The 24,222-nt window shown below is 40.8% G+C and carries 37 protein-coding genes, 1 rRNA gene and 1 pseudogene; 3 read left to right on the top strand and 36 right to left on the bottom strand.

Features of this window, described 5'->3' with window-relative positions; translation table 11 throughout:
- Together AC1DVB_RS08895 and AC1DVB_RS08890 are read right to left on the bottom strand one after the other, a co-directional pair.
- A 16S ribosomal RNA gene (locus AC1DVB_RS08895) occupies positions 1 to 139 on the bottom strand; the annotation flags it as partial.
- A gap of 277 nt (positions 140 to 416) precedes the next feature.
- Positions 417 to 653: a hypothetical protein gene (locus tag AC1DVB_RS08890; protein WP_048677931.1), complete on the bottom strand. Its 237-nt coding sequence runs from the start codon at positions 651 to 653 to the stop codon at positions 417 to 419.
- Positions 654 to 785: 132 nt separating this feature from the next.
- On the opposite strand from AC1DVB_RS08890, the gene pdaB reads away from it, so the two are divergent.
- Positions 786 to 1,538, top strand: a complete 753-nt coding sequence (gene pdaB / locus AC1DVB_RS08885) for a polysaccharide deacetylase family sporulation protein PdaB (protein WP_477588968.1) — start codon at positions 786 to 788, stop codon at positions 1,536 to 1,538.
- 93 nt (positions 1,539 to 1,631) lie between these two features.
- Here pdaB and AC1DVB_RS08880 read toward each other — a convergent pair whose 3' ends face one another.
- Positions 1,632 to 2,312 carry a KinB-signaling pathway activation protein gene (locus AC1DVB_RS08880; protein ID WP_048677929.1) on the bottom strand — a complete coding sequence of 227 codons (681 nt, stop codon included), beginning with the start codon at positions 2,310 to 2,312 and terminating at the stop codon, positions 1,632 to 1,634.
- A gap of 137 nt (positions 2,313 to 2,449) precedes the next feature.
- On the opposite strand from AC1DVB_RS08880, the gene gerD reads away from it, so the two are divergent.
- Positions 2,450 to 3,010 (top strand): spore germination lipoprotein GerD, encoded by a 561-nt coding sequence (gerD, locus tag AC1DVB_RS08875; protein WP_034304948.1) that lies wholly within the window; start codon positions 2,450 to 2,452, stop codon positions 3,008 to 3,010.
- Between the two features lie 45 nt (positions 3,011 to 3,055).
- On the opposite strand, the gene AC1DVB_RS08870 is transcribed toward gerD, so the two are convergent.
- From AC1DVB_RS08870 to AC1DVB_RS08850, 5 genes are all read right to left on the bottom strand, one after another.
- Positions 3,056 to 4,114, bottom strand: a complete 1,059-nt coding sequence (locus AC1DVB_RS08870; RefSeq protein ID WP_034304949.1) for an Mrp/NBP35 family ATP-binding protein — start codon at positions 4,112 to 4,114, stop codon at positions 3,056 to 3,058.
- Between the two features lie 139 nt (positions 4,115 to 4,253).
- The gene (cwlD, locus tag AC1DVB_RS08865) at positions 4,254 to 4,970 is read right to left on the bottom strand and encodes an N-acetylmuramoyl-L-alanine amidase CwlD (protein ID WP_034304950.1); all 717 of its coding nucleotides are present in this window, start codon (positions 4,968 to 4,970) and stop codon (positions 4,254 to 4,256) included.
- 82 nt (positions 4,971 to 5,052) lie between these two features.
- The gene (locus tag AC1DVB_RS08860) at positions 5,053 to 5,478 is read right to left on the bottom strand and encodes a DUF2521 family protein (RefSeq protein WP_034304952.1); all 426 of its coding nucleotides are present in this window, start codon (positions 5,476 to 5,478) and stop codon (positions 5,053 to 5,055) included.
- 553 nt (positions 5,479 to 6,031) lie between these two features.
- A complete protein-coding gene (locus AC1DVB_RS08855) occupies positions 6,032 to 6,562 on the bottom strand; it encodes an ECF transporter S component (protein WP_057276483.1) in 531 nt (176 codons plus the stop codon).
- A 295-nt stretch (positions 6,563 to 6,857) separates the two neighbouring features.
- On the bottom strand, positions 6,858 to 7,406 hold the full coding sequence (locus tag AC1DVB_RS08850; RefSeq protein WP_454862441.1) for a TetR/AcrR family transcriptional regulator: 549 nt from the start codon (positions 7,404 to 7,406) through the stop codon (positions 6,858 to 6,860).
- Between the two features lie 169 nt (positions 7,407 to 7,575).
- Here AC1DVB_RS08850 and AC1DVB_RS08845 point away from each other — a divergent pair, with 169 nt between their 5' ends.
- A complete protein-coding gene (locus tag AC1DVB_RS08845) occupies positions 7,576 to 9,024 on the top strand; it encodes a DHA2 family efflux MFS transporter permease subunit (protein WP_454862442.1) in 1,449 nt (482 codons plus the stop codon).
- 127 nt (positions 9,025 to 9,151) lie between these two features.
- On the opposite strand, the gene rpsI is transcribed toward AC1DVB_RS08845, so the two are convergent.
- The 28 genes and pseudogenes from rpsI to rplP all read right to left on the bottom strand — a co-directional run bounded on the left by rpsI (position 9,152) and on the right by rplP (position 24,222).
- Positions 9,152 to 9,544: a 30S ribosomal protein S9 gene (rpsI, locus tag AC1DVB_RS08840; RefSeq protein ID WP_057915234.1), complete on the bottom strand. Its 393-nt coding sequence runs from the start codon at positions 9,542 to 9,544 to the stop codon at positions 9,152 to 9,154.
- 20 nt (positions 9,545 to 9,564) lie between these two features.
- Positions 9,565 to 10,002: a 50S ribosomal protein L13 gene (gene rplM, locus AC1DVB_RS08835; protein WP_034304960.1), complete on the bottom strand. Its 438-nt coding sequence runs from the start codon at positions 10,000 to 10,002 to the stop codon at positions 9,565 to 9,567.
- A gap of 267 nt (positions 10,003 to 10,269) precedes the next feature.
- Positions 10,270 to 11,010, bottom strand: a complete 741-nt coding sequence (gene truA / locus AC1DVB_RS08830) for a tRNA pseudouridine(38-40) synthase TruA (protein ID WP_057276480.1) — start codon at positions 11,008 to 11,010, stop codon at positions 10,270 to 10,272.
- A 14-nt stretch (positions 11,011 to 11,024) separates the two neighbouring features.
- Complete coding sequence (locus AC1DVB_RS08825) at positions 11,025 to 11,822, bottom strand: energy-coupling factor transporter transmembrane component T family protein (RefSeq protein ID WP_057276479.1); 798 nt, start codon at positions 11,820 to 11,822, stop codon at positions 11,025 to 11,027.
- Positions 11,822 to 12,688 carry an energy-coupling factor ABC transporter ATP-binding protein gene (locus AC1DVB_RS08820; protein ID WP_053537046.1) on the bottom strand — a complete coding sequence of 289 codons (867 nt, stop codon included), beginning with the start codon at positions 12,686 to 12,688 and terminating at the stop codon, positions 11,822 to 11,824. Before AC1DVB_RS08820 ends, AC1DVB_RS08825 begins: the two co-directional genes overlap by 1 nt.
- The gene (locus AC1DVB_RS08815; RefSeq protein WP_034304970.1) at positions 12,664 to 13,503 is read right to left on the bottom strand and encodes an energy-coupling factor ABC transporter ATP-binding protein; all 840 of its coding nucleotides are present in this window, start codon (positions 13,501 to 13,503) and stop codon (positions 12,664 to 12,666) included. Before AC1DVB_RS08815 ends, AC1DVB_RS08820 begins: the two co-directional genes overlap by 25 nt.
- Positions 13,504 to 13,868: 365 nt before the next feature.
- A complete protein-coding gene (gene rplQ, locus AC1DVB_RS08810; RefSeq protein WP_034304973.1) occupies positions 13,869 to 14,231 on the bottom strand; it encodes a 50S ribosomal protein L17 in 363 nt (120 codons plus the stop codon).
- Between the two features lie 83 nt (positions 14,232 to 14,314).
- Entirely contained in the window at positions 14,315 to 15,259 is a 945-nt protein-coding gene (locus AC1DVB_RS08805) for a DNA-directed RNA polymerase subunit alpha (RefSeq protein ID WP_034304976.1), read from the bottom strand.
- Positions 15,260 to 15,436: 177 nt separating this feature from the next.
- Complete coding sequence (gene rpsK / locus AC1DVB_RS08800) at positions 15,437 to 15,826, bottom strand: 30S ribosomal protein S11 (RefSeq protein WP_028390438.1); 390 nt, start codon at positions 15,824 to 15,826, stop codon at positions 15,437 to 15,439.
- Between the two features lie 22 nt (positions 15,827 to 15,848).
- Positions 15,849 to 16,214, bottom strand: coding sequence for a 30S ribosomal protein S13 (gene rpsM, locus AC1DVB_RS08795; protein ID WP_034304978.1), 366 nt, complete (start codon positions 16,212 to 16,214; stop codon positions 15,849 to 15,851).
- 22 nt (positions 16,215 to 16,236) lie between these two features.
- Positions 16,237 to 16,350, bottom strand: coding sequence for a 50S ribosomal protein L36 (gene rpmJ / locus AC1DVB_RS08790; RefSeq protein ID WP_003156543.1), 114 nt, complete (start codon positions 16,348 to 16,350; stop codon positions 16,237 to 16,239).
- A gap of 40 nt (positions 16,351 to 16,390) precedes the next feature.
- A complete protein-coding gene (infA, locus tag AC1DVB_RS08785) occupies positions 16,391 to 16,609 on the bottom strand; it encodes a translation initiation factor IF-1 (RefSeq protein ID WP_028390440.1) in 219 nt (72 codons plus the stop codon).
- Positions 16,610 to 16,651: 42 nt separating this feature from the next.
- Positions 16,652 to 17,103: pseudogene (locus AC1DVB_RS08780) on the bottom strand (M24 family metallopeptidase); the annotation flags it as partial.
- Between the two features lie 71 nt (positions 17,104 to 17,174).
- Positions 17,175 to 17,828 (bottom strand): adenylate kinase, encoded by a 654-nt coding sequence (locus AC1DVB_RS08775; protein WP_048677894.1) that lies wholly within the window; start codon positions 17,826 to 17,828, stop codon positions 17,175 to 17,177.
- 58 nt (positions 17,829 to 17,886) lie between these two features.
- Entirely contained in the window at positions 17,887 to 19,182 is a 1,296-nt protein-coding gene (gene secY, locus AC1DVB_RS08770; RefSeq protein ID WP_057276478.1) for a preprotein translocase subunit SecY, read from the bottom strand.
- Positions 19,182 to 19,622 carry a 50S ribosomal protein L15 gene (gene rplO, locus AC1DVB_RS08765; RefSeq protein ID WP_034304982.1) on the bottom strand — a complete coding sequence of 147 codons (441 nt, stop codon included), beginning with the start codon at positions 19,620 to 19,622 and terminating at the stop codon, positions 19,182 to 19,184. The genes secY and rplO overlap by 1 nt, the downstream gene beginning before the upstream one ends.
- A gap of 32 nt (positions 19,623 to 19,654) precedes the next feature.
- Positions 19,655 to 19,837 (bottom strand): 50S ribosomal protein L30, encoded by a 183-nt coding sequence (gene rpmD, locus AC1DVB_RS08760; protein WP_034304984.1) that lies wholly within the window; start codon positions 19,835 to 19,837, stop codon positions 19,655 to 19,657.
- A 16-nt stretch (positions 19,838 to 19,853) separates the two neighbouring features.
- Positions 19,854 to 20,354 carry a 30S ribosomal protein S5 gene (rpsE, locus tag AC1DVB_RS08755; RefSeq protein WP_034304987.1) on the bottom strand — a complete coding sequence of 167 codons (501 nt, stop codon included), beginning with the start codon at positions 20,352 to 20,354 and terminating at the stop codon, positions 19,854 to 19,856.
- Positions 20,355 to 20,376: 22 nt separating this feature from the next.
- A complete protein-coding gene (rplR, locus tag AC1DVB_RS08750) occupies positions 20,377 to 20,739 on the bottom strand; it encodes a 50S ribosomal protein L18 (RefSeq protein ID WP_034304989.1) in 363 nt (120 codons plus the stop codon).
- 32 nt (positions 20,740 to 20,771) lie between these two features.
- Complete coding sequence (rplF, locus tag AC1DVB_RS08745) at positions 20,772 to 21,308, bottom strand: 50S ribosomal protein L6 (protein ID WP_048677892.1); 537 nt, start codon at positions 21,306 to 21,308, stop codon at positions 20,772 to 20,774.
- Positions 21,309 to 21,338: 30 nt separating this feature from the next.
- Positions 21,339 to 21,737 (bottom strand): 30S ribosomal protein S8, encoded by a 399-nt coding sequence (gene rpsH / locus AC1DVB_RS08740; protein WP_034304995.1) that lies wholly within the window; start codon positions 21,735 to 21,737, stop codon positions 21,339 to 21,341.
- A 30-nt stretch (positions 21,738 to 21,767) separates the two neighbouring features.
- Complete coding sequence (locus AC1DVB_RS08735; protein WP_034304998.1) at positions 21,768 to 21,953, bottom strand: type Z 30S ribosomal protein S14; 186 nt, start codon at positions 21,951 to 21,953, stop codon at positions 21,768 to 21,770.
- A gap of 25 nt (positions 21,954 to 21,978) precedes the next feature.
- Entirely contained in the window at positions 21,979 to 22,518 is a 540-nt protein-coding gene (gene rplE, locus AC1DVB_RS08730; RefSeq protein ID WP_048677889.1) for a 50S ribosomal protein L5, read from the bottom strand.
- A 29-nt stretch (positions 22,519 to 22,547) separates the two neighbouring features.
- The gene (gene rplX / locus AC1DVB_RS08725; protein ID WP_057276477.1) at positions 22,548 to 22,859 is read right to left on the bottom strand and encodes a 50S ribosomal protein L24; all 312 of its coding nucleotides are present in this window, start codon (positions 22,857 to 22,859) and stop codon (positions 22,548 to 22,550) included.
- 43 nt (positions 22,860 to 22,902) lie between these two features.
- Positions 22,903 to 23,271 carry a 50S ribosomal protein L14 gene (gene rplN, locus AC1DVB_RS08720; protein ID WP_034305005.1) on the bottom strand — a complete coding sequence of 123 codons (369 nt, stop codon included), beginning with the start codon at positions 23,269 to 23,271 and terminating at the stop codon, positions 22,903 to 22,905.
- A gap of 41 nt (positions 23,272 to 23,312) precedes the next feature.
- Positions 23,313 to 23,576 (bottom strand): 30S ribosomal protein S17, encoded by a 264-nt coding sequence (gene rpsQ, locus AC1DVB_RS08715; protein WP_034305007.1) that lies wholly within the window; start codon positions 23,574 to 23,576, stop codon positions 23,313 to 23,315.
- Positions 23,577 to 23,594: 18 nt separating this feature from the next.
- Positions 23,595 to 23,798: a 50S ribosomal protein L29 gene (gene rpmC / locus AC1DVB_RS08710; protein WP_034305010.1), complete on the bottom strand. Its 204-nt coding sequence runs from the start codon at positions 23,796 to 23,798 to the stop codon at positions 23,595 to 23,597.
- On the bottom strand, positions 23,788 to 24,222 hold the full coding sequence (rplP, locus tag AC1DVB_RS08705) for a 50S ribosomal protein L16 (RefSeq protein ID WP_034305012.1): 435 nt from the start codon (positions 24,220 to 24,222) through the stop codon (positions 23,788 to 23,790). Before rplP ends, rpmC begins: the two co-directional genes overlap by 11 nt.

The raw sequence follows: 24,222 nt of genomic DNA, 5'->3' as shown, positions 1-24,222 counted from the left end.
CTTATAGGCAGGTTGCCCACGTGTTACTCACCCGTCCGCCGCTAATCTCAGGGAGCAAGCTCCCATCGATTCGCTCGACTTGCATGTATTAGGCACGCCGCCAGCGTTCGTCCTGAGCCAGGATCAAACTCTCCGAAGAAATGTTTGACTTGCTCATTTGCTTTTTTGATAGTGTGTGCTCACTTAAAATTTAACGTTGGCGCTTTGTTTTGTTCAGTTTTCAAAGAGCAATTTGTTCGCCATCTCTCTTAGCGACTTTAATATCTTAACACCTTATTACCACTTCGTCAATAACTTTTTTAAAAAAGTTTTTATCATTCTTTTTCAAATGCTTTGACGTTGCAGCAACTTTTATAATATACCAGCGTATAAATCAATAGTCAATAGGTTTTTTGAATTTAATTCACTTTTAACTTTCATGACTGATTCCACTTGGATAAATTCGATTTCCCCTTCATATACATTAGGATTTCCTCCTCGGTGCTCACCCTTTTAAACAGCCTGAAAAGGATGTTATATTTCTCGTTTATTGCCCTTTTGACTATGTGATCGATTCTGTCATCCTGCAAATCGAATAGTATTTCATCCATCTCTCTTTTTAAAAGGTACTCCAATTCCATTTTTTCTTTGTCATTGATCAATAAACCGAGCATGGTTCACACCTCCATCAGACATCTTTCCCCATTCCCATCAATTTTATGAATTTTCAACCCGTTTTTTTGCATAACAATAATCCTCGCGCATAAATTTGAAGACAAGAGTACTTTGGACAAGGGGATGGATTAATGAAATTTTTCATGGTGCTTCAAGCCAAGAACATCAAGTATTATTCGTTAATTTTGCTTACCGCACTTTTTACCGCTTGGTTTCTTTTTGTACAAAACATTCTTCATGCCCCCGTTTTTTCAACGGAAGATGGGCCGAAAGCGGTTTATAAAGGGGAAAAGAATGTTGCGATCACGTTCAATATTGGCTGGGGTGATGAGAAAGCCGCTCCGATAATAGAGACATTAAAAAGAGAAAAGATTAAATCGGCCACTTTTTTCCTTTCGGGATCCTGGGCAGAACGCCACCCTGACATAGTAGCTGAAATTGTGAAAGAAGGATATGAAATCGGCATGCTTGGTTACGATTATAAGGATTATACCKAAATGGAAGATCAAGAAATCATCCGGGATATTTCTAAAGCCCAGGAAGCATTTAAAAAACTTAATGTAAAGAATATAGAACTTTTGCGCGCTCCCACCGGCCACTTTGATAAACGACTCTTGAAGATCAGTGAGAAATTCGGATATACCGTTGTCCATTGGAGCATCGATTCGAAGGATTGGACCAATCCAGGTGTGGATCGGATCATACAGAACATCACCAAGGCCCAAAAAGGTGATATCATTTTATTACATGCTTCAGACTCAGCAAAACAAACGAATAAAGCATTACCGGAGTTATTAAGTGAACTTCGATCAAAAAATTTAAACTTCGTTAACGTTTCTGAGATGATTTCCAATTCCTCGGCAAGCAGTGAGGAAGTCCGCTAACTTAAAAAACTGCGTACTAATGGTCTCCCTGAACCTTTAGTACGCAGTTTTTCTGTTTTGACTTCTTTATGTAAGGTCCGGCCAAAATATTGGTTAGCTGCCTTTACCTAATTGACCGGCTTTCATCTTTCCCTTTGCTGGAGTTTGCTTACGCTCTCTTCTATCGGCCAATTCCTTTTGTGAAATTTCAATCAATTTGCCAAGGACCAATAATTGATAAGCATTGCAGACTAGCAATGGAAACAGCATGAAGTAAAGCCAGCCTTCATCATTGGTTTTCAGGACAGGTACCCACTCCAATACCGTGACCACGACCATGAAAAACAAGGCCGGTATGAAGGACTGTTTATTCGTTTGTTTCATTTTGAAATAAGCTGTAATAAGCCCTGCGGCCAATACAACCAATGCTAACACGATATACGAACTGATTCCCTCGCCTGAACCAAAGCTAAGATATCGCAGGTAAACAAGATCGAATACAACAAAAAGAATGAGTACAAGTTGAACGGCATTCCATAAGGAAGCGCTTTTAAATATCCCCAGACCAAAACGATGTATTGTTAAATAGGCAAAAAAGCCGGCTTGGCTTATGACACTGAAAATTAATCCAACACCGAATAACCAAATAAAAGTTGATAGGATGGCACTGACTTCAAAAGAAGAAAAATAAGGCTTAAACTCACTCCATCGAGCCAAGAACCCTACAACTCCGCCAGTTACGCCACCTATAAGCAATGTTGTTAAAAACAATTTAACTAAATTACGGCTGTTCATTGTTTTCCTCCATACATTTCTATTTCATATCCTTAATTGTACCAACCAAATTTGGAAAAATCCACTTATTCCACCAAGGAATAATATCGCCGATTGGAACCATATTAACAGTAAGAAGGATGAAAGGGGCCCTGCGTATGAGAGTGGGAGTTGCTTTGCTTTTCACGTCATTCTTACTCGTTTGTTCCGGTTGTGCTCAAAATGGGGCAGGCGGAGAAAAAATGGAGTACGAAGAGACAAAGAAAATGGTCGTCGATATCTTGAAGACAGATGATGGAAAAAAGGCCATCCAGGATATCATTACTGATGATAAAACGAAAGCTGAACTCATTATGGATTCGGATGCCATTAAGAAATCCATTGAAGATATGGTCACTTCAGATAAAGGGAAGGAATTTTGGAAAAAGACATTCAATGATCCTGAATTTGCTTCCGCTTATGCTAAAGCATTAGAAGACGAACATAAAAAGGTATTGAAGGACTTAACTGCTGATCCTCAGTATCGTGGAATGCTCATGGAAATAATGAAAGAACCGGATATGGAAAAAGAAATGAATAAATTATTAAAAACCAAGGAAATGCGATCGGTCTATAAAGAGCTGATCATCGAGACCATGGAAAGTCCTCTCGTCCAAGCGAAAATGCAAGAGAAATTGGATAAAGCAGCCACAAAGGCGGCCGAGAAGGAGAAAAAGTAAAAAGAATGAAAAAAGGCTGATTCCCAATCGGAATCAGCCTTCTTTTTATTGCAGTTTTTCAATGACCTTTTTAGCAATATCTTCGTAAATCCTGCCAAGCCTATGGTCCGCTGCGTAAATGGATGGAGCAAAGTCCTCTTCGTTCCAATCTGGCTGTTGCAGGGGAAGTTGACCTAAAACTTCTGTACGAAGCTCTTCTGCAAGCTTCTTTCCGCCGCCTTTTCCGAATACATATTCCTTTTCACCGGTCGTTTTACTTTCGAAAAATGACATATTCTCTATGACACCAATGACTTCGTGTTCTGTCTTGATGGCCATGGCACCAGCTCTTGCAGCAACGAAGGCTGCAGTCGGATGCGGTGTCGTAACAATGATTTCTTTACATGAAGGGAGCATCGTATGCACGTCCAATGCAACATCGCCTGTACCCGGCGGTAAGTCAAGGACCAAATAGTCCAAATCTCCCCATTCCACTTCATTAAAGAAACTGTTAAGCATTTTACCCAGCATCGGCCCTCTCCAGATGATCGGCGCGTTATCCTCTACAAAAAAGCCCATTGAGATAACTTGAACGCCAAACCGTTCTACAGGAATGATTTTTTCCCCGCGAACAACCGGTCGTTTTGTTATCCCCATCATATCAGGTACGCTGAATCCGTAAATATCGGCATCAACCAGTCCGACCTTTTTGCCTAGACGAGCAAGTGAAGTGGCAAAATTCACTGAGATCGTAGATTTTCCCACTCCGCCTTTACCACTGGCGATCGCGATGAATTGAGTCTTGCTGTTAGGTCCAAGCAAACCTTGGTCCGCCTCACCCTGGGGAATGCTTTCACGATGCTTGGCTAATTCCTCTTCTGAAAGTTCCGTGAAACGGATGCCTACCGATTCTGCTCCGTTCGTTTTCAGCAAGTCCACAACTTCGGATTGCATTTGCATTTGCTCGGCAGTCCCCGTTTTCGCAATCGCAAGTTTAACGCTTACATGATTCTTTTCAGGTTTTATTTTGATTTCTATAATTCCATTTGTCTCTTCAAGGTTTTTATGTAGAAAAGGGTCTTTAAGATCCTTTAATAAATTCAGTACTTTCTCTTCTGTTAACAAGTCGAGCACCCCTTTGAATTTTATTTTCCCATTTTTCAGTATAACATATTACCGAAAGAAAACTTATTATCTGCCTTGTATGCTGGGCCAGATTATTTCCCCATGATAAAAAGGCCTTGTACCTTACAAGACCCCGACATCACTCGTCATCCGATAGTTTTTCTTCTGTGAAGTACCGTAAAATCCCCATATAAATTGAACTGGCAATCTTTTCCTGGTATTTATCGCTGATAAGCCGTTCCCTTTCCTCAGAATTGGAAAGAAAGCCAATTTCCACAAGCGCTCCTGGTTTCTTAGCATAATTCATCAAATACACATGATTGATTGTTCTTGCATCACGCTTTGTATTTTCCAGGTTTCTGATGATTTCAGTCTGAATGAATTTAGCCACCTGTTCATTTTCCTCAAACCTGCTTGTATAAAAGGTTTGGGCACCTTTCGATGACGCCGATGGAAAAGAGTTCAGATGAATGCTTAAGAATAAGTCCGCTTCCGAATCATTGATCATTTTAACCCGATTCCGTAAGTCCTCCTGTTTTCGCTGGCGGATCCCCTTTGTATTACCCTGTGCCAGATCCTCATCCTTCTCACGGGTCATGATGACAAGTGCACCTTGTTCCTGCAAATAGTCCCTGACCTTTAATGAAACGGAAAGGGCAATTTCCTTTTCCATTATCTCTTGTACATTTGCCCCGCCGTCCATTCCCCCGTGACCTGCATCAAGAATGATGACCTTCCCTGCCAACGGAAGGTTCCAGGAGTCCCAAGAATCATCTTCTACGAATTTAAAAGTCACAATTAAAAAAAGGACAAACAATCCCATTGCGATTCCTGTATATTTCAGCTTTCTGCGCATGACCGTTCCCCTTCCATGATCTCTATACTAAAAAGTATGGGACAAACCATGGAATTAGAACAAGGAATGGGATTTTGCCTTCTTAATGCAGTTTCATTTTATATCGTTTCTCTCCAGTCTTAAAACCGTCCAACCACCAATCCCCTACAAATCCTTCACAACAATAAAACAATCCTTCATCGAAAGCGTTATTCGCTGTAACTTCCCGCCAATACAAAATAAAGTTAAAAAGAGTATCGACCAAAAACTTCTCTTCCTTCCAGCACCTGGACCTTACATCATCTTCCGACTCCCCATAATAGCCAAACTTACTATAGTTCGCTCCTAATAAATAAGCTTCGATGGCAACATCGAAGTAGCCTTCCTCCAAAACATCCATCAAATCCTGTCCAAAGTAACGCTGAATCCTCCCCTTCATATCCTCGATAGAAAGTTCCCTGAGCAACCTGCGTTCGAACTTCAATTGCCTTTCCCTTTGCATCTCCTGTAAACCTAATATCACAGCCATAATTCACCTCCGGGGCAATTCCCCATTTCCCAAAATTATTTCCCAAGACATAATTTAGTTTTAGCGTTCTATTTTGAACCATTCATTTATTCCATTGGCAAAAAATAATGAGGATAGGTTCAACAGGTAATTCAAATGCCTTTCATATGCTATCTTCCATAAGAAGCTTAAAAGGACAGCCCAAACATTTCGGATGATATTTACTCGCAGAAAAAATTGATACTATCACCCGTAACCCGTTAATTTAGGATGCTACCCGAGGCGGACCTTGCGACTTGGGCAGCTCACTGCGCATGCCTTACATTGATCACACCTGATTATTCATGTCGTGTTCTTACTTAAATTCAAGCAACCTTTGTGATCTATCGATAAAAAGGACATCCGTGGTAAACGGATGTCCTTTTCTAACTTGATATTACATTTTATAATAGCGAATTTATTTAAATACATACCTACTTAGCAGGATGAACTGCCAGAGGTTCATAAAGCACAGTACAATATCCAGTTGCTGGTGCAACACAAAGTTGGAATGGCTTCCTATATTCGTTTCACTTTATATCTGTCCAGCCCTTTTCTTTAATCGGCCAGCTAGAGGCACGACAATTATTCCGGCTATTACGACCTGCATTACGTTTCCGGGGATGGAGCCGAATGGCTGGATCCAGTTACCGTAAAGGATAACTTCAGTAAAATAATAGCCCACGATTTTTATGATCAATGCAACGGCAACGGCCAAAGTGTATACAAGTTCTCTTTTGCCCGGTACCTTTTCGGATATAAGGCCGGCTAGAAAGCCCATTGCTCCGACGATGACGAATGTAAACGGTGCCCATGCTGCCCAACCAGAGAATAAATCGAAGAAGGCCATACCGAAGGCGCCTGCTATCGCCCCTGTTTTTTTGCCATATACCAAGGCTGCTATAAAAAGGGGAACGTTGCCCAAATGGACCAGGCCGCCGTTACCCATTATTGGGAGCTTGATGTTGATGAACATTGTCGCTACAAGGGTTAACGCAATGAATAGTGCATTGATGACCAAGGCTTTTGTTTTAGTTGTTTCAATCGGTGAGTATGTTGAATTCATATGAAGTCCTCTTTCTTTTTTTAAGTATTATCATACTCCTAAACAGAGACTTAATAAATATCGATTTTACAAATAATTCTGTATTCCACAAATAAACTCATGTGTAAACAAATGGGACCTAACATCCCCAACATCCGAAGCACTCTCCCCACGGCGTTAAGTCGCATTGTGACTGGAGGCCGGGAAGGATTTATATCATGACGCAGAAGGGTTCATGGAGCGTGATGTGGGTCATATTATATCCGATCATTAAAATGACTTAATGAAATTCAAATTCATTCTAACGGATTAAGAATCATTGCACTCTGTATATTAAATAAATTTGATTGGCAATATAATCCGAACTAAAATGAAGCCCCTTTCTTAACCACCATATTATAATGCCTACCAATGAGGCCGTTTTAATGTCAATATCAACATAATCAGCAGGTAAATCCTTCTTGGTATTCTTCCTTCTTATTTCTACTAATTGCTTTAATAATGAAAACAATTGTTCTTCAAACTGATTCGTTTTAAATAAAATAAGTAAATAATTTCGATGGATATATAAATAATCAAGCAATTGTGTTAGCTGTTGTTTTTCCGATAAGTCTTTTGCATGTATTAAAGCAAAAATTTTCTCAGATAGCTCATTTAGAATCTCATCGGTGATTTGCGTTAATAAATCTTGAATATCCTGATAATGCAGGTAAAATGTTGTCCGATTCAGCCCTGCTTTGGCTGCGATTTCCCGGACCGTTAAATTCGAAATAATGGGGTCCTCGCATAAGAGAGCAATGACAGCGTCTTTAAACATTTCCCTTGAGCGAATTGTACGAGGATCTTCTTTTTTAGGTATGGACATTTTAATCTCCTTTATAGATTTTCTATAACTTTCTCAACAGCATATATTTCTATGTCGATTAGTGAACATTTTCAAGAAAACTGTTCATGGTAAGTAACATATATTTTTGTTACCATCGATTTTATCGACACGGTGTTGAGAATGCAAGTCAAAAATGAAGGGGTTTACGATGGACATTACTGAAAGAAATAAAAAAGTTTTAGTAATTGTACTGATTGCCGGTTGTTTTTTATCAACATTAAATCAGACTTTATTAAATGTTGCATTGAGTGGATTAATGGAAGTATTTGATGTAACGGCTGCAACTGTACAATGGTTATCTACAGGGTTTATGCTAGTGAACGGTGTTTTAGTGCCAATCACTGCCTTTTTAATGCAACGGTTTACAACAAGGCAGCTTTTTATTAGCTCGATGTTCTTTTTGTTCATCGGTTCTGTACTTTGCGCATGTGCGGGGAATTTTGGCGTGCTGTTAACGGGCAGAATGATTCAAGCAATCGGTGCCGGGATTATTATACCTCTAATGATGACGGTTATTTTATATTTATACCCTAGCGAAAAGCGCGGAAGCATCATGGGGACAATCGGCTTTGCGATAATTTTTGCCCCGGCCATAGCCCCGACCTTATCTGGTTTTACCATGGAGTATGTTTCATGGAGATGGCTATTCATTGGGTTAATCCCATTCTTACTAATCGTCATCGTTCTAGCGTTCAAATATTTAATGAATGTTACAGAGACAACAAAAGCAAGATTGGATATCACAAGTGTCATTTTATCAACGATTGGTTTCGGCTGTATATTATTTGGATTTAGTAGCGCAGGAAGCAAGGGATGGGATGATCCCGTTGTCATCACTGCAATAGTCGTCGGAATGATCGTGTCGACTCTATTCTGTTTACGACAAATGAAATCGAGCGATCCACTATTAAATTTAACCGTATTCAAGTATAAAGTTTTCACGCTTACATCCTTCATCAATGTACTAATTACGATGATCATGTATGCGGATTTAATCCTTTTACCAATCTACTTGCAAAATGGACGAGGTTTTACAGCATTTGAAGCAGGTTTACTGCTATTACCCGGAGCTGTGATTAATGCCTTCTTATCCCCTGTCACAGGTAAAATGTTTGATAAATACGATGCTAAACCACTCTTTATTACAGGTTTGGTATTCATCATTGTTTCGATGTGGGGAGTCATAGATATAAGCGAATCAACGACGTATATCTATATCATGATTCGTACCATAATATTACGAATTGGTTTGAGCTTCATTACCATGCCATTAAATACAGCAGGGTTGAATGCTTTACCAAGAGAATTGGGTTCCCATGGTTCAGCTGTAAATAATACCATTCGCCAATTGTCAGGTGCCATCGGAACAGCAGTTGTCATCACGGTATATACAATGCAGGCAACATCACATGCCTCTGAGCTATCAATGGAAAATGAAAACATTACAGCTATACAACTAGAGGCATTAGCTTCCATCCTTGGCTCAAGTGATGCCTATGTTTTCATGCTAGCCTTATCTTTTGTGGCGTTAATAATAGCATGCTTCATGCCGAAAAAGGCCGCAAACAAAAAAAGTGAAGATGAATCTCAAAACTAAGATTGTTAACTGAAGTATTTAAAATAAAGCATATCCGGGAGATCACGGATATGCTTTATTAATATTTCCGGTCAAAAAAAAGACCCCCAACCAATATGGTTGAGAGCCTTTCGAAACGGTAATAGGATTAACGTTTTGAGAACTGAGGTGCACGACGTGCGCCTTTAAGACCGTATTTTTTACGTTCTTTCATACGTGGGTCACGAGTTAGTAAACCAGCAGTTTTAAGAGATGGACGGTATTCTGGATCAACTTGTAGCAATGCACGAGCGATACCGTGACGGATTGCTCCAGCTTGACCAGTATATCCACCACCGCTAACGTTTACTAGAATGTCGTAATTTCCAGTAGTTTCTGTTGCAACTAGTGGTTGGTTAACAACTTCACGTAATGCTGCAAAAGGAATATATTCATTGATGTCACGACCGTTAATAACGATGCGACCTTCGCCTGGTACTAAACGTACACGAGCTACTGAGCTCTTACGGCGACCAGTACCATAATATTGAACTTGTGCCAAGATAGTAACCTCCTTAGTAATTATCCGCGTAATTCGTATACTTCTGGTTGTTGAGCAGCGTGTGGGTGCTCAGCTCCAGCGTATACGTGTAATTTTTTGTAGATTTGACGACCAAGAGAATTCTTTGGAAGCATACCTTTGATAGCAAGTTCAAGCATTCTCTCAGGGTAGTTTGTACGCATTTCAAGAGCAGTTCTAGTTTTTAGACCGCCTGGATGCATAGTGTGACGGTAATAAATTTTGTCAGTCAATTTTTTACCAGTCAAGTGGATTTTTTCAACATTGATTAGAATTACATGATCACCAGTGTCAATGTTCGGTGTAAAAGTTGGTTTATGTTTACCACGTAAGATGGATGCTACTTCAGTAGAAAGGCGACCCAAAGTTTTGCCTTCAGCGTCAATCACATACCATTTACGTTCTACTTCATTAGCTTTCGCCATAAATGTCGTACGCATGGTTAACCTCCTAAAAAACTTTTTAATTTTTTATATTTATTTTCAATCACAATAAACTTCCGGGGCTTATCGTGGGATTAAAATACATACCATATTATATTAACTTCTCCCATATTCATTGTCAAGGGAATGTTACACTAGGATAAGTTGTCTATAAAACACTTTCTGCAACTCCATGAAAAGGTCAGTGTAGCGTCAAACCGCTCCATTACTAAGTTCATCTCGTTTTCCAGTTGTAAAAAAACTGGTATCACTTCGAAAATAATTTTATTTGTAAAATACTTTCCATAAATATAGGCCTTGGGCTGGTGCTGTTTTCCCTGCAAAGCTGCGGTCCTTCTTGTCCAAAATCCCGCTCATATCACGGGGTGACATCTTGCCGCTGCCGACTTCCAGGAGCGTCCCAACCAAGATACGCACCATATTATACAAAAAACCTTCGCCAACGAAGCGGAAAACCATGAAACCATCGCTCTCTTCAAAATCCATCTCTTGTATCGTTCGAACTTTATCGACCACTTCCGTTTTAGCCGAACAAAAACTTGTAAAGTCATGTGTCCCGATCAAGTAGGAGATTGCTTCCCTCATCGCCTCCCCATCTAATGGATAGGGATAATGATAAGCGTAATTTCGCTGGAACGGATCCCGCAGTTTCGAGCGGGCTATGATATAACGGTACTCTTTCCCGGTCGTATGGAACCTTGCATGAAAATCGTCAGGCACGATGTCGACTTCCAGAACGATGATATCGGTCGGAAGAAGGGCGCTGAACGCCTTTACCCAATTTTCCGTAGGGAATGTAAGGGGCGATTCAAAGTGAAGTACCTGCCCCTTTGCATGGACCCCTGAGTCTGTCCTGCCTGAAGCAGTCACTTTTATAATTGTGCCTTTATGCATTTGGGCCAAGACTGCCTCGAATTCACTTTGTATGGTGCGCTTCTCAGGCTGCACCTGATAACCAGCAAAATCCGTGCCGTCATAAGCGATCACACATTTATATTTTGGCATAGTTCTCTTCCTTATTATGAACGTAATAAAAATAACATGAACGTTAGAACACCGATTGAGACCATCAAAAGACTATCACTCGTCTTCCAGTTCAATTGGCGATATTTCGTGCGGCCTTCCCCGCCACGGTATCCTCTTGATTCCATGGCAGTTGCCAATTCCTCGGCCCGTTTGAACGAACTGACAAATAAAGGAACAAGCAGCGGTACAATCGATTTAACCCTGTCCTTTATCGGGCCAGATGAAAAGTCAACGCCCCTTGCAGTTTGGGCCTTCATGATTTTTTCCGTTTCCTCCATTAGCGTCGGGATGAATCGAAGGGCAATGGACATCATCAATGCCAGTTCATGTACAGGCATCTTCCACTTTTTCAAAGGTCCCAACAGCTCTTCCATCCCATCTGTAATGGATATCGGGGATGTCGTCAAAGTTAAAAGTGACGTAACAAGGATTAGTAAAGTAAATCTAATGGATATGAAAAAACCTTGAATCAAACCGCCTTCATAGATTTCAAACCAACCGTATTCAAAAAGCAGTTCCCCTTCCTTCGTAAACAATATATGGAGAAGGAATGTAAATACGATCAAGAAAAAGATTGGCTTCAACCCATTATAAAGATAGCGAAGCGGTATTTTGGAAAGACTGATCAAAAGGATGGTGAATACAGCAAGCAAACCGTAAGAAACGACATTATTCGCCAAAAAGACGACACAAACAAACAGGAACACGAGGAGCAGTTTAGCCCTTGGGTCCATCTTGTGCATCAATGAATTTGCAGGGACATAACGCCCGATAATCATTTTATCCAGCATCAGCGGTTCCCCCGTTTCATGGCTTTATCTATTTCTATCGCTAAATCACCGATATTAAGACATGGATGATCAAATCGAACACCAAGTTCCTTCTGGAGCTTTAACTGAAAGCGGACCGTATCAGGAACATCCAGGCCTAGCTCCATTAATTGTTCCGGCTCTGAGAAAATTTCCTGGGGGGTTCCTTTTTTGAACACCGTACCCTTATGCATGATGATGATGTCATCCGCGTACTTGGCTGCATCCTCCATGCTATGGGTCACCAGAATCGTTGAAATGCCCCTTGCTTTATGCAGATCATAAAACATATCCATGATTTCTTTGCGTCCTCGCGGATCCAGTCCCGCTGTGGGCTCATCAAGCACCAATACTTCCGGCTCCATGGCAAGTACCCCAGCGATGGCCACCCGTCGCATCTGCCCGCCGGATAAGTCGAATGGAGACTTTTCAAGAACTTCCTCATTCAATCCGACTTGCGCGATGGCTTTCCTGGCCAGTTTCTTTGCATCGATTTCAGAAACGCCAAAATTCATAGGACCGAAACATATATCCTTTTCAACCGTTTCATCAAATAACTGATGTTCCGGAAACTGAAAAACAATTCCGACCTTTTGTCTTATGGGCCGCAAAGCCTTTTCTTTTCTTCCTGCTTCAATCGTCCGATCCCCAATGAAAACCCGACCCTTCGTCGGTTTTAAAAGAGCATTCAAATGCTGCAGTAGCGTGGATTTCCCGGACCCTGTATGCCCGATGATTGCGGTATAGGTTCCCGGCTCCATTGAAATATTGACATCATGAAGGGCTAGATGTTCAAAAGGAGTATTCACCTGATAGCGGTATTCTACATCATCGAGTGTAATTCGCATAAATCCTTCACCAACTCTTCCTCTGTCAAATGCCCATCAACTACACGAACACCATTTTTTTGTAACTCCTTGGTTAGTTTCACTGAAAAGGGAATATCCAGACCAAGAGCAATCAATTCTTCCTCTAACTCAAAAATATCCTGAGGCGAACCTTCACGATATAACCGACCTTGGTTCATGACTATCATTCGATCAGCTTTCGCAGCTTCCTCAAGATCATGGGTGATTGATATGACAGTGATCTCGTTTTCCTGTTTTAATTCCCTAACTGTTTCAAGCACTTCTTCACGGCCTCTTGGGTCAAGCATGGAGGTTGCTTCATCTAAGATGATTATGTCTGGCTGCAAGGCTATTACACCTGCAATGGCCACTCTTTGCTTTTGACCGCCGGATAGATGGTGCGGCTCTTGATTAAGAAAGGCATTCATCTTAACCTTATTTAACGCACCATGAACACGCTCCACCATAACCTGCTGAGAAACACCGGCGTTTTCTAAACCAAAAGCCACATCATCCTGAACTGTAGTGCCTACAAATTGATTATCTGGGTTTTGAAAAACCATGCCAATTTTCTGGCGTACATCCCAAACGGATTCTTCTGTCAAAAGTTGATCATTAATCGTAATGGTACCTGAGTTAGCGAACTGAAGGCCATTCAATAACTTCGCTAATGTCGACTTGCCAGAACCATTATGTCCGACAATCGCTAGCCACTCCCCTTGATGAATATCAAAAGAAACATCATCCAAGGCGTTTCGAGACTGACCCTCATATTTAAAAACAATATTATTTAAAGAAACCAGCTTCTTCACCATGTGGCCCTCCTCATCCTCGACTGCACTCGCCTAAACTAAGCTCTGCTCACTCAATATAAATATAGTAGTTTTTCCTTCTGAAAATATAAAAAAACGCTGCACCCCTTCCACCGAAAGAATTTTCGGTAAATTAAGAGCAGCTAACAGCGGACCTGTTACGAAAAACAGGTTATCTTATAATCGCTTATCAAAAGCGGGAAGGGATGCTTGAGCTAGACGTGAAGGCTCCCCGTATGTACAGGTTCCGCCAGCCATCGTAACACTCAATGCGAATTTCTAAAGTACAGAATTTCTATTTAAAAAAAGAAAAAGGGCATAGAACAAGTGAGTATATTCATTTGTCCCGCCCTTTTTCATCGTTGTTATTAAACTAATTCAATAACCACGACTGGTGCACCGTCACCGCGGCGTGGACCAACTTTCATGATACGAGTGTATCCACCTTGACGTTCTTCATAACGTGGAGCCACGTCACTGAATAGTTTTTGAAGGGCATCTGTGCCATTCTCAGCGTCAGCGATTTCGTTACGGATGAAAGATGCAGCTTGACGGCGTGCATGCAAGTCACCACGTTTACCAAGAGTGATCATTTTATCTACTACAGAACGTAATTCTTTTGCACGTGCTTCAGTAGTTTCAATGCGCTCATGGATAATAAGATCCGTAGCTAAATCACGAAGTAATGCTTTACGTTGTGCGCTAGTGCGTCCTAACTTTCTGTAACCCATTAGAGATTCCCTCCTTTGTTGAAGTTCTATATTGTGTGTCAATAACAAGGCTCACAACATAATGGATTGATTCCGCCATGTTATCAGTCGTCTTTACGAAGACCTAAGCCTAATTCTTCTAGTTTCGCTTTCACTTCTTCAAGTGATTTACGACCTAGATTACGTACTTTCATCATATCTTCTTCCGTTTTATGAGCTAGCTCTTGAACGGTATTGATTCCAGCACGTTTCAAGCAGTTGTAAGAACGAACAGAAAGGTCTAATTCTTCGATCGTCATCTCAAGAACTTTTTCTTTTTGATCTTCTTCTTTTTCAACCATGATTTCAGCATTTTGAGCTTCATCGGTTAAACCAACAAAGATATTTAAATGCTCTGTTAAAATCTTAGCTCCAAGTGCTACCGCTTCTTGCGGACCAGTACTGCCATCAGTCCAAACATCAAACGTTAACTTGTCAAAGTTAGACAACTGTCCAACACGTGTATTTTCAACTTGGAAAGATACGCGTGAAACCGGAGTGTAAAGAGCATCGATTGGAATTACACCAATTGGCTGGTCTTCTCTCTTGTTTTGAACAGCAGGAGTGTAGCCGCGGCCGCGACGTGCAGATAAACGCATACGCATATGACCGTTTTTACCAATTGTAGCAATATATAAATCCGGATTAAGAATTTCTACATCACTATCATGAGTGATATCAGCAGCCGTGATGACTCCGTCACCCTGAACGTCAATTTCCAGCGTCTTCTCTTCATCAGAGTAAATCTTAAGAGCTAGTTTTTTCACATTAAGAATGATAGATGTTACATCTTCCACGACGCCTTCAATTGTTGAGAACTCATGTAGCACTCCATCAATTTGTATAGCTGTGACAGCAGCACCTGGGAGTGAGGATAAAAGAATACGACGTAAGGAGTTACCCAATGTAGTACCATACCCACGCTCTAGTGGCTCTACGACGAATTTACCGTACTTGGTATCGTCGTTGATTTCAACCGTTTCGATTTTTGGTTTTTCTATTTCGATCATCAATAAACCCTCCTTCAAAACGTCAAAACCCCGGCAAGTAAACGAAGTCACTTAAACCGAAATTCCCCATGTATACGTTCCCGCTGTGCGCAACAACTGAAAATTAATCCTCTGTAAGAACGCAAACTCAGTATTATATCCCATTATTGACAGGAATACAAAATCTATACAGAAAAATTAAACACGGCGACGTTTTGGTGGACGGCATCCGTTATGTGGAACTGGAGTTACATCTTTAATTGCAGTTACTTCTAGGCCAGCAGCTTGAAGTGCACGAATGGCAGCCTCACGTCCAGCACCAGGTCCTTTAACTGTAACTTCAAGAGTTTTCATACCATGTTCAATTGATGTTTTAGCAGCTGTTTCAGCAGCCATTTGTGCAGCAAATGGAGTGGATTTACGAGATCCACGGAATCCTAGAGCTCCAGCACTTGACCAAGAAATAGCATTACCATGAGAGTCAGTGATCGTAACGATAGTGTTATTGAATGTTGAACGAATATGTGCAATACCAGTTTCTATATTCTTTTTCACACGACGTTTACGTGTATTAGTTTTACGTGCCATGAAAAGTAACCTCCTTTACTAATTATTTTTTCTTGTTAGCTACAGTACGACGAGGTCCTTTACGCGTACGAGCATTGTTTTTTGTATTTTGACCGCGAACAGGAAGACCACGACGGTGACGTAAACCACGGTAAGAACCGATTTCCATTAAACGTTTGATGTTTAGGGAGATTTCACGACGAAGGTCGCCTTCTACTTTAAGCTTGTCAATGATATCACGAATTTTGTTCAATTCGTCTTCCGTTAAGTCACGAACGCGAGTTTCTTCAGAAACGCCTGCTTCTGCAAGAATCTTGATCGCTGTTTGTTTTCCAATACCATATATATATGTTAATGAGATAACAATACGTTTGTCACGGGGAATATCTACTCCAGCAATACGTGCCATGCTTGAGTGCACCTCCTTCTATTTAGCCTTGTTTTTGTTTATGTTTAGGGTTTTCGCAAATAACCATTACTTTACCTTTTCTGCGGATAACTTTACACTTTTCGCAGATTGGTTTGACTGATGGTCTGACTTTCATTGCTATCTAACCTCCTTATACAGATCGGAGCGTAACCGGATTATTTGAACCGGTATGTGATTCTGCCGCGAGTTAGATCATACGGGGAAAGCTCAACCGTAACTTTATCTCCAGGCAAAATGCGAATAAAGTGCATACGAATTTTACCGGATACATGAGCTAAAACAGTATGACCATTTTCTAATTCTACCTTAAACATTGCATTTGGCAAAGTCTCTTGTACTGTGCCTTCTACTTCAATTACATCATCTTTCGCCATTAAAGTGATTCTCCCTTCTCTATGCGTGAACCTATTAAAGGTGCACATCTTTCCGTCAACATTACTACAGTCCAATTATCCTCATAAGTCTTACAATTCTGCATCAAGTATTCACCATTTTGTAGAACCAGGCTTTAACTGAGGACCTTTATCAGTTGGACCGAAATGAGGATTTTATGGGTCCTCATGTAAGTCTTGACCGATTCCGTGACCGACATACTCTCGAAATAGAGAAGCAATTAGTCTCGACATAGGTTTGAATAGCATGGGAGATGTTTGAAAGGCGCACGCCTGACATAGCTTCTTTCAACCCTCTATATCACGACTCTTTAGGAATCCCAATAGAGTCACTGCATTTCTTCATCAATTTTGCCGACCGGATATGTCCATGAAGATCACTTAAAAAGTAATCGCCCAATTCAGGGAATACCAAGTACAAGAACCTGATTAATAAATGTGCGAATGCTCTCGCGAAATCCATTATACCCTTTGTATTATAGGAATGCACCAAGTTTAACTAGTAAGTTATAAAAATGGTATGAATTTCATAAATCAATACATATGATTAATTTTGTAAAGCACCAAGCAACACATCGATATCTTCAAATACCTTATTAATATCTTGCTGTCCGTTAATGTTGACCAAGTAACCTTTGTCTCCGTAGAAATCAAGAAGTGGCTTGGTTTGTTTCAAATTCACATCTAAGCGATTTTGAACCGTTTCAGCATTATCGTCGGCACGTTGATATAATTCTCCGCCGCAGCGGTCGCATACATCATCTTTAGCAGGGGGATTGAATACAAGATGGTATGTCGCACCACATGATTTGCAAATACGACGTCCTGTCAATCTTTCCATTAAGATGCTTTTATCAACATCGATATTAATGACAAAATTCATATTGCGATCTAAATCAGTTAGAATGCTTTCAAGTGCCTCTGCCTGTGCCACAGTACGTGGAAATCCATCAAGCAAAAATCCTCTTAGGCAGTCTTCCTTGCTTAAACGCTCACGTACGATGCCAATGGTAACTTCATCAGGTACCAATTCGCCTTTGTCCATGAATGATTTCGCCTTTAGACCTAGGTCTGTTCCATCTTTGATAGCTGTTCGGAACATATCTCCAGTAGAGATATGAGGGATATTATATTTTTCTACGATTTGTTCAGCTTGAGTGCCTTTACCAGCACCCGGCAGACCCATTAACACTAGATTCAATTTTCTTCCCCCTCAAACTCTATAATGGGTAAAGGGAACAAGCCGTTCCCAAAACTCATTACTTTATAAAGCCTTTATAGTGTCTCTTCACAAGTTGTGATTCCAGCTGCTTCATCGTATCAAGGGCAACCCCGACTACGATCAGCAAACTGGTACCACCAATCTGTGCAGATTGAGGTAGATCAGCAAGCTTAATGAAAAATACCGGTAAAACGGCAATGATGGCCAAGAATATCGAGCCTACAAACGTCAAACGGTATAAAACACGTGTTAAATATTCTTGTGTACTCTTACCTGGACGAATCCCCGGCACATAGCCACCTTGCTTTTTCAAATTCTCAGCCATTTGTTCAGGATTAACCTGAATGAAAGCATAAAAATACGCAAAAGCAATGATAAGAGCAACATATATGATCATACCAATTGGTTTGGTGTAATCAAGATTTGTTGATATCCAGCTAGTCACGCTGTTCTTTCCAAAGAAAGAAGCGATTGTAGTGGGAGTAATAATAAATGCCATTGCAAAGATTACCGGAATAACCCCCGCAGCATTTACTTTCAATGGTAAATGAGTAGACTGGCCACCCATTTGCGTACGACCTACCGCAGCACGTTTCGCATACTGAATAGGAATTTTACGTAATGCCTGCTGAATGAAGATAACAGCAACCACGATTGCTAATACTGCTAAAACTATGAGGATAATCGTTATGATTCGTAAGAATAATTGATCACCGGCATTTTCAAATTGCTGTGCGTAAATCTGATTTGCCGTATTTGGCAAACTAGCTACGATACCAGCAAAGATAATGATGGAAATCCCATTACCCACACCCTTAGCAGTGATCAGCTCCCCTAACCACAAAAGAAAAGCTGTTCCTGCCGTTAAGACAGTCGCAATAAGCAAGTATGTTGCAATTCCAGGATTTTCAATCAACTGTCCACCTGACATATTATTGAACCCATAGGACATTCCAACTGCTTGGATAAATCCTAGGATAATAGTGAAGTAACGAGTAAATTGCGCTAATTTACGGCGCCCTGCTTCCCCTTGTTTAGACCATTCAGTGAACTTAGGAACTACATCCATCTGTAGCAGCTGAACGATGATGGATGCCGTGATGTACGGCATGATACCCATCGCTAAAATGGAAAAGTTTTGCAGTGCCCCGCCGCCAAAGGTATTTAAAAGCCCGATGACGCTCAGCTGGTCCTGTTCAGCGAGAAAATCGGCATTCACATGCGGTACAGGTATAAATGTACCGATGCGATAGACGATTAACATTAGAAGGGTAAAAATAATCTTATTCCTTATTTCACCCACGCGCATAAAATTGGAGATCGTGCGAAACATTAGATCACCTCTGTATTACCGCCAGCAGCTTCGATAGCTTCTTTAGCAGTAGACGAGAATTTGTGAGCTTTAACAGTAAGCTTTTTCTCAATGCTTCCTTTGGCAAGAATCTTGATTCCTGCTTTTTCTTTACTTACAACGCCAGTCTCAAGTAGAAGAGCTGGTGTTACTTCAGTACCGTCTTCGAAAAGATTTAACGTATCAAGGTTCACGATAGCATAGTCTTTACGGTTGATGTTGGTAAATCCACGTTTAGGTAAACGTCTGAATAGAGGAGTTTGACCCCCTTCAAATCCAAGACGCACACCGCCGCCGGAGCGAGCGTTTTGTCCTTTGTGTCCTTTACCTGCTGTTTTACCGTTACCAGATCCAATACCGCGACCTTTACGTTTACGTTCTTTACGAGAACCTTCTGCAGCTTTTAACTCATGAAGTTTCATGTTGGCACCTCCTTGTTAAGTTAAAAATTATTTTATTGTTCTTTTACAGTAACAAGATGAGCAACTTTGGTAATCATACCGCGAATCGCAGGGTTATCTTCTTGAACAACCGTTTGATGCATTTTGCGTAAACCCAAAGTGTTAACTGTAACACGTTGATCTTCAGGACGACCAATCAAGCTGCGAGTGAGGGTGATTTCTAATTTATTAGCCATAATTCGATTTCCCTCCTTATCCTAACAGTTCTTGTACTGATTTTCCACGTAACTTAGCTACGTCTTCAGCACGTTTCAATTGCTTCAATCCTTCAATTGTTGCGCGAACCATATTAATAGGTGTATTAGTACCTAGTGATTTAGACAAGATATCGCTAACTCCGCCTAATTCAAGTACCGCACGAACAGGACCACCAGCAATTACTCCTGTACCTTCAGAAGCTGGTTTCAATAGAATGTGACCTGCGCCATAGCGACCGTTCACAAGGTGAGGAATAGTAGTACCAACCATTGGTACAGTAATTAGATTTTTCTTAGCATCCTCAATAGCTTTACGGATAGCATCCGGAACTTCTTGAGCTTTACCAGTACCAAATCCAACATGACCATTTTTATCACCAACAACAACTAGTGCAGTGAAACGGAAACGACGTCCGCCTTTAACAACTTTAGCTACACGATTTACTGTAACTACGCGTTCTTCAAGTTCTAATTTATTAGGATCAATGCTACGCATCTGTTATGTCCCTCCTTATCCATTAAAATTCTAAGCCGTTTTCACGAGCAGCGTCAGCCAATGCTTTAACACGACCATGGAAGAGGTAACCACCGCGGTCAAAAACCACAGCTTTGAAACCTTTTTCAACAGCACGTTTCGCAATAAGTTCGCCAACTTTTTGAGCTGCTTCAGCATTGCTACCTGCTTCGATACCGATCTCTTTATCAAGAGTTGAAGCACTTGCCAATGTTACGCCTTTTGCATCGTCAATTAATTGTGCGTAAATGTGTTTGTTTGAACGAAACACATTTAAACGAGGACGAGCTTCTGTTCCAGAAAGCTTAGCACGTACACGCGCATGTCTTTTCTGACGAGTAGCATTTTTATCAAGCTTCGTAATCATTTACGTCACTCCTTTCGTTTACTTATGCGGCATTACTTACCTGTTTTACCTTCTTTACGACGAACGAATTCGCCTTCGTAACGGATACCTTTACCTTTATACGGTTCAGGCGGGCGAACATCACGGATATTAGCTGCTAGAGCTCCTACACGTTCTTTGCTTGCACCTTTTACGATTACTTTTGTATTAGAAGGAACTTCGACTTCAACGCCAGCTTCTGGCTCTATTTCTACAGGGTGGGAATATCCTACGTTAAGGATAAGCTTGTTACCTTGCTTTTGTGCACGGTACCCAACCCCAATAAGTTCAAGTGATTTTACGAAACCTGTTGATACACCTTCAATCATGTTAGAGATAAGCGCGCGAGTAGTACCGTGTAAAGAACGGTGAGTCTTCTCGTCAGACGGGCGTGTTACAGTTAACACGTTCTCTTCAACAACGATTGAAAGGTCAGGACTGAATGATCTAGATAATTCACCTTTAGGTCCTTTAACAGTTACTTCACTTCCAGTAACAGTAACTGTTACGCCTGCAGGGATTTCAATAGGTTTTTTACCTATACGAGACATAATGTGCACCTCCATTCTTGTGAAAATGTATTACCAAACGTATGCTAAAACTTCTCCGCCAACTTGTTTAGAGCGAGCTTCTTTGTCTGTTAAAACTCCGTGAGAAGTAGAAACAATTGCGATACCTAAACCGTTAAGAACGCGTGGTACCTCTCCAGTTTTTGCATATACACGCAAACCAGGTTTGCTGATACGTTTTAGACCAGTGATAACACGTTCGTTGTTTGCACCGTATTTTAAGAAGATACGGATGATACCTTGTTTGTTGTCTTCGATTAATTCAAAGTCACGTACGAAGCCTTCACTTTTTAAGATCTCAGCAATTTCCTTTTTGATCTTTGAAGCAGGAACTTCCAGTTTTTCGTGACGAACCATATTCGCATTACGGATGCGAGTAAGCATATCTGCAATAGGATCTGTCATGACCATTATATTTTACCTCCTTCCCAAACTCGGGTTTTACCAGCTAGCTTTTTTAACGCCAGGAATTTGTCCTTTATATGCAAGTTCGCGGAAACAAATACGACAAAGTTTAAATTTACGTAATACAGAATGTGGACGTCCGCAACGTTCGCAACGTGTATATTCTTGTACTTTAAACTTCTGTTCGCGTTTTTGCTTTACGATCATAGACTTTTTAGCCACGATTTCGCCTCCCTTTATTTAGAGATTACTTTTGGAACGGCATTCCAACTTGAGTAAGTAGTTCACGAGCTTCTTCGTCAGTGTTGGCAGTCGTTACGATAACGATGTCCATACCACGAACTTTGCTCACTTTATCGTAATCAATCTCAGGGAAGATAAGTTGTTCTTTAACGCCTAATGTATAGTTCCCACGTCCGTCAAAGGATTTCTTTGAAACGCCGCGGAAATCACGTACACGCGGTAAAGATACAGATACTAGCTTATCAAGGAATTGATACATACGCTCACCACGTAATGTAACTTTCGCTCCGATAGGCATACCTTCACGCAAACGGAAGCCTGCGATTGATTTTTTTGCTTTTGTTATAACTGGTTTTTGACCAGTGATCAATGTAAGTTCTTCAACAGCTGTATCTAAAGCTTTCGAGTTAGAAACTGCGTCACCCACACCCATGTTAATAACGATTTTCTCAATGTTTGGTACTTGCATTACTGATTGATAGTTGAATTTACCCATCAATGACGGTGTAATTTCACTTTTGAATTTTTCTTTAAGGCGGCTCATTGCTTAGTGTACCTCCCTTCATTTATGACTTATTTATCTAAAGTTTCACCTGATATTTTAGCTACGCGTACTTTTTTACCATTTTCGATCTTATATCCAACACGAGTCGGTTTACCTGATTTAGGATCAAGTGGCATTACATTGGATACGTGAATAGCAGCTTCTTTACTGATAATTCCACCTTGTGGATTAAGTTGAGATGGCTTTGAATGCTTTTTCACGATGTTAATTCCTTCAACAAGTACACGATTTTGTTTCGGATATGCAGAAAGAATTGTTCCTTGTTTGCCTTTGTCCTTACCAGAGATGACTACGACTTTGTCACCTTTTTTAACATGCATTAGCTTGGCACCTCCTTGAAAGGCTTTATACAAATTTTACATATTATAGAACTTCTGGAGCAAGAGAAACGATCTTCATGAAACTATTGTCACGTAATTCACGAGCAACAGGTCCAAAAATACGTGTTCCACGTGGGCTCTTATCGTCACGGATAATTACACATGCGTTTTCATCGAAACGAATGTAAGAACCGTCAGGACGACGCATACCACGTTTTGTACGGACAACAACAGCCTTAACGACTTCACCTTTTTTAACAACGCCTCCTGGTGTTGCCTGTTTAACTGTACAAACGATGATATCACCGATGTTTGCAGTCTTACGGCCTGAACCACCTAGGACTTTAATTGTTAGCACTTCACGAGCACCTGAATTGTCAGCGACTTTTAAACGAGATTCTTGTTGAATCATGTACGGTACCTCCCTTCGGAATTAGCTTAATCCGAACTAGATTAAATGATTACTGCTTTTTCTACTACTTCTACAAGACGGAAGCGTTTTGTAGCTGAAAGTGGACGAGTTTCCATGATACGTACTACGTCGCCTGCTTTAGCTTCGTTTAGCTCGTCATGAGCTTTTAACTTTTTAGAATATTTCACGCGTTTACCGTATAAAGAATGCTTTTTATAGGTCTCTACAACAACTGTAACTGTTTTATCCATTTTGTCGGATACTACGCGTCCAGTGTAGATTTTGCGTTGGTTGCGTTCGCTCATTCTGCAAACCTCCATTCATTATCGATTAGTGACACCGATTTCTCTTTGACGAACAACTGTTTTCATACGAGCAATCGATTTGCGAACTTCACGGATGCGAGCTGTATTTTCAAGTTGTCCAGTAGCTAACTGGAAACGAAGATTAAATAGTTCTTCTTTAAGAGATTTTAGTTTTTGTTCAATTTCAGCAGTGGTTAGATCTTTGATTTCATTAGCTTTCATTTGTTTCACCACCAATTTCCTCTCTTTTTACAAACTTGCATTTGATTGGAAGTTTGTGTGCTGCAAGGCGCAATGCTTCTCTTGCCACCTCTTCAGATACACCAGAGATTTCAAACATAACTTTGCCCGGTTTAACAACTGCTACCCATCCTTCAGGAGCACCTTTACCGGAACCCATCCGTACTTCAAGCGGCTTAGCTGTGTAAGGTTTGCTTGGGAAGATTTTGATCCAAACTTTCCCTCCACGTTTCATATAACGAGTCATCGCAATACGAGCTGCTTCGATTTGACGGTTCGTGATCCAGGAAGCTTCTTGAGCTTGAAGTCCAAATTCTCCGAAGTGAACTTCAGTGCCGCCCTTAGCCATCCCTCTCATCTTACCGCGGTGTTCACGACGGTATTTTACGCGTTTTGGCAATAACAT

The organism is Peribacillus sp. P4_D6 (assembly GCF_056401795.1).
Note: the sequence above shows the minus strand (reverse complement) of the source record. Positions and strands in the feature narration are given on the sequence as shown.